The sequence below is a fragment of the Clostridium sp. ZS2-4 genome (assembly GCF_026719745.1).
Taxonomy (GTDB): Bacteria; Bacillota; Clostridia; order Clostridiales; family Clostridiaceae; genus Clostridium_H.
Map to the genome: position 1 here is coordinate 24,899 of NZ_JAPPRQ010000024.1, position 8,677 is coordinate 33,575.

The 8,677-nt window shown below is 33.8% G+C and carries 10 protein-coding genes; 6 read left to right on the top strand and 4 right to left on the bottom strand.

Features of this window, described 5'->3' with window-relative positions:
- Nucleotides 1–42 precede the first annotated feature (42 nt).
- From OIO11_RS04555 to OIO11_RS04565, 3 genes are read right to left on the bottom strand one after another with little or no spacing between them, the layout of a single operon-like run.
- Entirely contained in the window at nt 43–1,032 is a 990-nt protein-coding gene (locus OIO11_RS04555; protein ID WP_268070180.1) for a sensor histidine kinase, read from the bottom strand.
- Nucleotides 1,019–1,705, bottom strand: coding sequence for a response regulator transcription factor (locus OIO11_RS04560; protein ID WP_268070181.1), 687 nt, complete (start codon nt 1,703–1,705; stop codon nt 1,019–1,021). The genes OIO11_RS04555 and OIO11_RS04560 overlap by 14 nt, the downstream gene beginning before the upstream one ends.
- Nucleotides 1,702–1,911 carry a helix-turn-helix domain-containing protein gene (locus tag OIO11_RS04565; protein WP_442781221.1) on the bottom strand — a complete coding sequence of 70 codons (210 nt, stop codon included), beginning with the start codon at nt 1,909–1,911 and terminating at the stop codon, nt 1,702–1,704. The genes OIO11_RS04560 and OIO11_RS04565 overlap by 4 nt, the downstream gene beginning before the upstream one ends.
- A gap of 553 nt (nt 1,912–2,464) precedes the next feature.
- On the opposite strand from OIO11_RS04565, the gene katG reads away from it, so the two are divergent.
- Complete coding sequence (gene katG, locus OIO11_RS04570; RefSeq protein ID WP_268070183.1) at nt 2,465–4,666, top strand: catalase/peroxidase HPI; 2,202 nt, start codon at nt 2,465–2,467, stop codon at nt 4,664–4,666.
- 71 nt (nt 4,667–4,737) lie between these two features.
- Here katG and OIO11_RS04575 read toward each other — a convergent pair whose 3' ends face one another.
- Complete coding sequence (locus OIO11_RS04575) at nt 4,738–4,863, bottom strand: DUF2922 domain-containing protein (protein WP_268070184.1); 126 nt, start codon at nt 4,861–4,863, stop codon at nt 4,738–4,740.
- Nucleotides 4,864–4,928: 65 nt separating this feature from the next.
- Between OIO11_RS04575 and OIO11_RS04580 the strand changes: the two genes are divergently transcribed.
- The 5 genes from OIO11_RS04580 (at nt 4,929) to OIO11_RS04600 (ending at nt 8,382) form a co-directional block, all read left to right on the top strand.
- A complete protein-coding gene (locus OIO11_RS04580) occupies nt 4,929–5,030 on the top strand; it encodes a phage tail protein (protein WP_268070185.1) in 102 nt (33 codons plus the stop codon).
- A 382-nt stretch (nt 5,031–5,412) separates the two neighbouring features.
- Nucleotides 5,413–5,868, top strand: coding sequence for a DUF3990 domain-containing protein (locus OIO11_RS04585; protein ID WP_268070186.1), 456 nt, complete (start codon nt 5,413–5,415; stop codon nt 5,866–5,868).
- Entirely contained in the window at nt 5,861–6,307 is a 447-nt protein-coding gene (locus OIO11_RS04590; RefSeq protein ID WP_268070187.1) for a hypothetical protein, read from the top strand. Before OIO11_RS04585 ends, OIO11_RS04590 begins: the two co-directional genes overlap by 8 nt.
- A gap of 309 nt (nt 6,308–6,616) precedes the next feature.
- Entirely contained in the window at nt 6,617–6,946 is a 330-nt protein-coding gene (locus OIO11_RS04595) for a YjdF family protein (RefSeq protein WP_442781223.1), read from the top strand.
- A 1,244-nt stretch (nt 6,947–8,190) separates the two neighbouring features.
- Nucleotides 8,191–8,382, top strand: a complete 192-nt coding sequence (locus OIO11_RS04600; protein ID WP_268070188.1) for a hypothetical protein — start codon at nt 8,191–8,193, stop codon at nt 8,380–8,382.
- The last annotated feature ends 295 nt before the right edge of the window (nt 8,383–8,677 follow it).

The following is an 8,677-nucleotide window of genomic DNA, read 5'->3' on the forward strand; positions in this document are numbered from 1 at the left end:
ACCTTCAACTTACATCTGTGTGACTTTCAGGTGAGAGATTAGTCACTTTGGGAAACGAATGGAAAATATCGCGCCGCCCTGCGGGTGATTTTTTGCGGTAATCGTCCCTCCCTGCCGTGTTATAATCATCTTGCAGAGAGCCAATCCAATCCCGTATCCTGTAGCGTTTGGGTTTTTTCCACGATAAAACCTTTCAAACAGGCAGGGTAAATCTTCTTTTTCAAAGCCCGCGCCGCTGTCGTGGATAGTAATCTTGGTAAACAGTGGGTTGTCTGTGCAGACAATCTCAATCTTCCCGTTCTCGCCTGCGCTCTCCATGCAATTTTTGAGGATGTTTTGAATTGCTTCCGAAAGCCAACCTGAATCGCCCTGAATAATCATCCCTTTCGGTGCATCTATTTGTAAATCAATATCGTGCAGTTCCATTGGGATTAGGAACGGGCGAAGCGCGGCGCATATCAAGTTGGTTACATCTATCTGCTCGCTTTGGAACACCACAATGCCCGCGTCCAAGCGGGATAATTTCAATAGGGAAGTAATCAGCCAATCCATCCGCACAAGCAATTCTTCTGTTTCACGCACAAATGCTTTCCGCTCGTTTTCATCAGGGTTATTCGCTAACAATGACAGAATGAGGTTCGCGGATGTGAGCGGGGTTCGGAGTTGGTGGGCTATGTCGGCCAACGAATCGGCAAGATGTTCTTTTTCTTTTTTAAGCGCGTCATTTTGCTCCCGAATGCGCAACGTCATTTTTGTTATCTCGCTGTGCAGAATGGAAAGTTCGCCCTCGTCCGATTCACCAATATACAGATGGTTAGCATTATGAAGCACAATATCGATTTGATTTGAAATCCGCGCAATGCTTTTGTATCGGGCTTTGGTAAACGCGAAAAACGCTGTGCCAAAGGCGGCGGCAGAAGCAATGGCAAGGATTCCCGCCGCCGTATTTATTGCAAATCCCAGCATTACAGTGGCGGCGGCCATTAAGGAGAACAAAATGGCAAACTGCCGAAACTCTCTATTCCGAAGCATACTCGCCCCCCAATCTATACCCCGTCCCGCGAACGGTCAGAATTATTTGCGGGCTTGCTGGGTTGTTCTCTATCTTCTTCCGCAAGCGTTTGATGTACACGGTCAATGTATTGTCATTGACAAACTCGCCCGCCGCGTCCCACAATTCGTCAAGTAGCCTGCCCCTCGTGATAATACTTTTGGGGTTGCGAATAAACACCAGCAACAAGCGGTATTCTAATGCTGAAAGAAAAACCTCGTTGCCGTTTTTTTTCACAACGCCGCTTGCCGTATCGACATGAAGCCCGCGAATTTCAAAATCCGACCCGGAACGCCCGCTTTTTCGCAGGGCGGTTCCAATTCGCGCAATCAATTCACGCGGACGAAAAGGTTTGGCGATATAGTCGTCCGCGCCCATGTTCAACCCGGTAACAACACTCGCCTCATCGCCGGAAGCCGTCAGAAAGATAATGGGAACATCTTGCGTTTCTTTGATTTCCGTGCAAACCGTAAAGCCATTTCCGTCAGGCAAAGAAATATCAATCAACGCCAAGTCAAATTTATTCCCGGCAAGCGCAGCAAGGGCTTCACCCCGCGTAGGGGCGTGGGTGACTGTAAATCCCTCCGAGCGGAGCAAAAGTATAAGGTTTTTAGCGATTGCCTTATCGTCTTCAACCAAAAATATCCGTTTCATTTATTTTCATCATCCTTTACTTTACTACTCCTATATCGTCCGTCAGCCGGTTTTTCAGCGTCAACCGGAACAAGCCATGTATTTCCCATTTTTTTAGCTCCCTTAATCCGCCTGGCAGAGCAATGGTACACTACCATTCTGTCTGTGATTCCCCAATTTTTCGCTGCTTCTTTTGTCGTTATATAATCCACGCATAACACCTCCATAGCTCTATTGTATTTCTTTTGACAGAAATATACAAGCTGAGGTATAAAACAAAAAAAATACGGGAGAGTGGAAAGGAGTTCACGCTCCTGCACAGGCTAAAGATGTTAGGCGGCGTTAAAGGTCAGTAGCAAGCTCAGCCAAGTGGGCTTTCATTGCGAAGCCAAGGATGCTACCGCATTGTTAAGACAAAGTCTAATTAGAAGAAATTTATTTGAGATGGATGAGAGAAATTTATAGCTTACAGTGATGATTAGTTATAGAGCAAGAGAAATTTAAATAAGATCAATTTTACAAGTTTGCAACTTTAGATGCGATTGAGTATATTACAAATGAAGTTAGATATAGAAAGGTAAATTAGATTAACGGATCTTAAAGAAAAGTAATTTAACAAAACTTACCAAATGTTATTTACCAATTCACTCATAGTAATAGTTATATATTTATATAATTTACTGTAATAGCATTTATATGAGAAAGGCTACATTACCTATATACACATAAATAAACTAGGTGTGCAGGTAGGTAAAGAAGAAGGGTAAGGAGGATAGTGTTATGTTAGAAGGGAAATGTCCAGTGACAGGAAGAACAAGCAAAGCAGTAGCAGGTGGGGGAACAACTAATGAGTATTGGTGGCCAAAGCAGCTTAAGCTTAATATTCTTCGTCAAAACTCAGAACTAAGCAATCCTATGTCTAAAGGTTTTAACTACGCTGAAGAATTTAAAAAATTAGATTATTATGAACTAAAGAATGATTTATATAAGTTGATGACAGATTCTAAGGAATGGTGGCCTGCTGATTATGGTCACTATGGACCATTTTTTATTCGTATGGCTTGGCATAGTGCTGGAACTTATAGAGTTGGTGATGGTAGAGGTGGTGGAGGGCAAGGATTGCAACGTTTTCCACCACTTAATAGCTGGCCAGATAATATAAATTTAGATAAAGCACGTCGTTTACTTTGGCCAATTAGAAAGAAATATGGAAATAAAATATCTTGGGCTGACCTTATGATATTGACAGGTAACTGTGCATTAGAATCTATGGGATTAAAGACAATTGGTTTTGGTGGTGGCAGAGTGGATGTTTGGGAACCACAGGAGGATATTTACTGGGGGAGTGAAAAAGAATGGCTTGGAGATGAGCGTAATAAAGATGATAATGAACTTGAAAATCCTCTTGCTGCTACACAAATGGGTTTAATTTATGTAAATCCAGAGGGACCAAATGGAAACCCTGACCCTAAGGAATCAGCCAATGATGTAAGGGAAACATTCTCACGTATGGCAATGAATGATGAGGAAACTGTTGCTCTTATAGCAGGTGGACATACTTTTGGTAAATGTCATGGTGCTGCATCACCTTCATATGTTGGACCAGAGCCAGAAGCTGCGCCTATTGAACAGCAAGGGTTGGGGTGGCAAAATAGCTATAAAACTGGTAAGGGCCCAGATACCATAAGTAGTGGGCTTGAAGGTGCATGGAAATCAGAGCCTACAAAGTGGACAATGGGTTACTTAAAAACATTATTTAAATATGAGTGGGAATTAGTTAAAAGTCCTGCAGGAGCATACCAATGGTTAGCTAAAGATGTAGATGAAGAGGATATGGTAGTTGATGCCTATGATCCATTAAAAAAGCATAGACCTATGATGACCACAGCAGATTTAGCACTTATTTATGATCCTATTTACAAATCAATAGCAAAAGATTATCTAGAAAATCCAGAAAAATTAGCTGAGGATTTTGCCAAAGCTTGGTTTAAATTAACCCATAGAGATATGGGACCAATATCAAGATATCTCGGACCAGAAGTTCCAACAGAAAGCTTTATTTGGCAAGATCCAGTGCCAAAAGTTAACTATAAATTGATTAATAAAAAGAATATTTCAGAGCTTAAGAAAAAGATTTTAGATTCAGGTTTGTCAATATCAGAACTTGTTACAACGGCTTGGGAATCTGCATCAACATTTCGTGGTTCAGATAAGCGTGGAGGGGCAAATGGGGCAAGAATACGCCTAAAGCCACAAAGACAATGGCAAATTAATGAGCCGGAAAGGCTTAGCAAGGTTTTAAATACCCTAGAAAGAATTCAAATGAGTTTTAATAGGTCACATTCAAAGGGGAAGAAGGTTTCTTTAGCTGATATTATTGTATTAGGTGGATGTGTTGGTATTGAACAAGCTGCCCAAAATGCAGGGTACAACATTACTGTTCCTTTTACTCCAGGACGAACTGATGCAACACAAGAGGAAACAGATATAAAGGCATTTAGTGTTCTTGAACCTAAGGCAGATGGATTTAGAAACTATATAAAAGATAAATATGCAGTAACATCAGATGAAATGTTAATTGATAGAGCACAATTATTAACACTAACTATTCCAGAAATGACAGTATTAATTGGTGGTATGCGTGTTTTAAACACTAATTATAAACAATCAAAGGATGGGGTGTTTACAAAGAGGAAAGACTGCCTTACAAATGATTTCTTTGTAAATCTTCTTGATATTAATACCCTGTGGAAGGTGTTACCTGAATGTAAGGAAAAATTTATAGGTTTTGATAGAGAAACAGGGAGGAGGAAGTGGACAGCAACAAGAGTTGATCTTATATTTGGATCAAATTCACAACTTCGCGCAGTTGCTGAGGTATATGCATCTAATGGCAATGAGAAAAAGTTCATACAAGATTTTGTAGCTGCATGGAATAAAGTAATGAATGCAGACCGTTTTGATGTTGAAGAATATTATTAAATAAAAATAATCAGGTCAGTAGATAGTAGTATTAAAACCTCATTACACATTGGAGGGCGGGTGGGATGTTTTTATTCAATTATAGTATCCATAGCAGTAAATACAGCACTAGCTTCTAAATCTTCTTTTACATCCTTAACTCTTACTGCAGTTTTCTTACCACCAGAAGTTAAGAAATTCATTACTAATGTTCTCATTTACTACACAAGCATTAATATTTATTTGAACTATTGCTACTAATGAAATTTTAAAAAATGGAGATATGATTGGAGAATTCCCAGTATTTAAAGCAGGAGAAAATGCTATAGGTTTTAGTGAAAATATTAGTAAGGTAGAAGTTGGGGTTAATGAGGTGTGGATATAGAAATAGTTTTATATTATAATTAGATTTATAGTAGTATTTTAAGGTTAAGAAGAAATTATTTGTATAAAATATCGATAAATAAATAGCAATTTGAAATGGAAGAACTTATTGTTGAAATTGAACAAGGAATGGCAAATTTGCTTAATAATATGCAAATGTAGGAACTTAATAAGGTTTTATTGAAAAAGTTGCAATGGGTAACTATTGTAGATGAAGTTAATAATAAAGATTTAGAAAATAAAGAAGTAGATTATTGTAATATATTTATTTGTGCAAAGAAAGTAGAAGGTTAAATATTAGTGGCGTTGAGATTAGGATGAGAGCTTTAGGTGAGTTTATATAATTGATATTTATTATACAGTAGTAGGAGGGAGAGTACTCTATGTTATATCATGCTTCAGGTGAAATAGTTGAGTTCCCTGAAATTAGAAAAAGTAAGTATACTAAGGATTTTTCATGGGGATTCTATTGTACAAATAATTTTGAACAAGCAAAAAAGTGGGCTAGAAGAAATAGGCATAGGCCTACAATTAACTATTATACTTATATAGAAAATAATGATTTAAAAATATTAAAGTTTAAAGAAATGAATGATGAATGGTTAGACTTTATTGCAAAATGTAGAAGTGGCTTTATACATGATTATGATATTGTTGAAGGACCTATGGTAGATGATACAGTATGGAATTTTGTAAATGATTTTTTATCAGGAGATATTTCAAGAAAGGTATTTTGGGAGCTAGCAAAATTTAAATATCCGACTCATCAAATAAGCTTTCATACTTTAAAAGCTCTTGATTGTCTGAAATTTGAAAGAGGTGAGATTATTAATGAATGATGCGCTAAAAAATGATTTGTTTTATGTATGTTGTCTTATAGAATTTATAGGTAGGAAAACTAAAAATAGAAGGGCAACAATTGTTCAAATATTAGATAAAGAAGAACTAGCAAGACAATTAGATATTGCAGAAGTTAATCATTGTCTATCATTTGAGCAAGTTTCAGATGAAATAATAGAGTATTTTAATATACCAGAAGGTGATTATGATACTGTTGGATTATGTAAATATAATGTTCCAAGTGTTCAAGCAATAGGAAAAGTGTATCAGAGATTAATAATAAGTATAATTTCAGAACAAGATAATTTAGTGGATATTTTATTCAAAGTATTTAATTCATTTATAAGTGATGAAATTTCAGATTTCAATTCATCTGTTTATTATAGCAATCCAGAGTATTTAAAGTATTCTTACTTAGAAGGAAGATTATTAGATTAATCACTTGGAGCGTAAGAGATCCTAAGTTAAGAGATTGGGCACCTCAAAATCATGAAATAAGTGATAGTGCAAAGAGAATATTTTCAATAAAATACTAGTTATTTCAAATATAGAACTTGCTTAATGTGAGTGGAATAAATGTTTAAAATACAATGTCGGAAGACATCAATTTTTCAGACAATCTTCTATGAATAACTTTTCTCTGTTTAAGCTTTATAACAGGAGGAGAAAAATGATAAAATTAACAGTATTTTTGATGATCCATTTTGGATAGGCGTTTTTGAAAGATTTGAGGATGGCAAAATTGAAATATGTAGGGTAGTTTTCGGACAAGAACCTAAAGATTATGAAATTTATGAGTTTGTTCTAAAAAATTATTATAATCTTAAATTTAGTAAGCCATTGCAAATTGACGAAAAACCCAAAATAAAAATTAATCCTAAAAGGATGCAAAGAAAAATTCGAGAAACACTACAGAAAAATGGTATAGGTACAAAGGCACAGCAGGCAATAAAACTTGATTATGAAAACAAAAAAAGTGAAAGAAAAATGCTTTCAAAAGAAAATCGTGAAAGAGAAAAACAACTGAAATTTCAAAAAAAACAGGAAAAGAAAAAACAGAAAAAAAGAGGACATTAATATAACAAAAAGCACTTAGTGTGAAAATACACTAAAGTGCTTTTATATTTTAGATAAAAATCGTAGCTATCCCTCATTATAAGCATAATTTGTAAATTTATATATTATTTTAAAAATTTAAACTTTAGTTTTTCTACATTTTTCTATCCTTTTTTCAATACTATTGAGTTATTATATATTAGATTTAATAAATTTATTTAGGAGGCAATTATGTCTAAATCTAAGAAATCATCTATAATATTATTTTTGATAATTTTTATACCAATAATTTTTTTAAAAAACAACTCTAGAGCCTCATATGTTGAAAAATCTAAAATTTCTGAAGAACATATTAATAAGCTTTTACAACAAAAAGGAGTTCCTTTAGAATTAATAAATACTATTCCTCTGAATCTTAAAAATGACATAATTAAAAACACTGGTAATTTTATGGATACAGCACTAGCATCATCTGAAAAAAAAATTAATCAATCTATTCCAAATAAAAAACTTGATTTATGTATAATGGTTTTTGATGCTCCTAAATATACAAATAAAAAACGTAGATATATTTATAGTTTTTTCAAATGGAAAAATGGTAATATTCCTTTATTTCTTAATAAAGATATTTTATTAATTACGTGGGAAAATGATTGGTCAGCAGTACCTGATTCATGGTATCACGAAGATCAAATATTATACAAAGATAGTTCTAAACATATTTTCAAACATACTACCATTGNACTAACACCTCTCAACCCCCTAAAACAACAAGAATATCTACAGCATATATTCATAATTCTATATTTCCAAAAGATTTTAAAATTTCATTTGAAAATTCATCAATAAATATTAATAAACCATTACCTTTAAAAAAGATATCTTTAACTTTAGATTAATTAAATAACCCAATGGGATGATAAATAGTCCTATTGGAAGTTTCTCTTAATGCTCCTCATGTTTTGGGAGGGAGCATTATTGTTTTTGACCTTACTATGGAGTTTGGGCTTTACACCAACTGTCCAATTAACATTAGAAAATTGATAAAAAAGTAAATAAGTAAATAAGTAAAATTAATATATCCAAAATTAGTAAGTGAATTTGCAACTGGTGATAGCTACCCCGTTATTACCCCTCATAATGTAAAAAATAATGAAGGGTTTTTAAAATTGAGTACTCTTATATAGTAAAAGGAAGTGGTAAACTTTATGAAAATATGTTTCAATTAAGTTATGAAAATATATAAGAAATAGGAGAATTTATATATGGGAGATAAAAATAATACAGAAGTGTCTTCATCTAAAATAGCATCAATTACATTATTAATAATATTTAGTGCTATTTTTATATATTATATAACATTAATGAATTCATTCTCAGCTTCAGATTATGAACCAACAGAAAATATAAATATTATTACAAAGGAAGGTGACCATTTTTTACTCTATGAAGAATAATTTGATGAGAAAAGTATTAAAGATTATCTTTACCTTACACCTTTTTATAGAAAACTATTAAAAAATAATGATTCTTCAACTTATATTTCAGCAGTAATATTTTTAATTAAAATAGATAATGTAGATATATAAAAAGAAGTTAATAAATTCACCTTGTATTGAATAGTATCTCTATTTATAATAAAATAGAGATTATTAAACAAAGGATGAAGAGATATGAATACTCAAAATGAAAAAGAACAAGCATATAAATTAATGAAATTAACAAAAGATAAAAGAATGTTTGAAAGATATC

Excerpts from the sequence above, each read along its gene's own strand:
- OIO11_RS04600 (WP_268070188.1), top strand. The coding sequence starts at position 8,191 with ATGGGAGATAAAAATAATACAGAAGTGTCTTCATCTAAAATAGCATCA.
- OIO11_RS04560 (WP_268070181.1), bottom strand. The coding sequence starts at position 1,705 with ATGAAACGGATATTTTTGGTTGAAGACGATAAGGCAATCGCTAAAAAC.
- katG (WP_268070183.1), top strand. The coding sequence starts at position 2,465 with ATGTTAGAAGGGAAATGTCCAGTGACAGGAAGAACAAGCAAAGCAGTA.
- OIO11_RS04580 (WP_268070185.1), top strand. The coding sequence starts at position 4,929 with ATGATTGGAGAATTCCCAGTATTTAAAGCAGGAGAAAATGCTATAGGT.
- OIO11_RS04585 (WP_268070186.1), top strand. The coding sequence starts at position 5,413 with ATGTTATATCATGCTTCAGGTGAAATAGTTGAGTTCCCTGAAATTAGA.
- OIO11_RS04555 (WP_268070180.1), bottom strand. The coding sequence starts at position 1,032 with ATGCTTCGGAATAGAGAGTTTCGGCAGTTTGCCATTTTGTTCTCCTTA.
- OIO11_RS04590 (WP_268070187.1), top strand. The coding sequence starts at position 5,861 with ATGAATGATGCGCTAAAAAATGATTTGTTTTATGTATGTTGTCTTATA.
- OIO11_RS04565 (WP_442781221.1), bottom strand. The coding sequence starts at position 1,911 with ATGGAGGTGTTATGCGTGGATTATATAACGACAAAAGAAGCAGCGAAA.
- OIO11_RS04575 (WP_268070184.1), bottom strand. The coding sequence starts at position 4,863 with ATGAGAACATTAGTAATGAATTTCTTAACTTCTGGTGGTAAGAAAACT.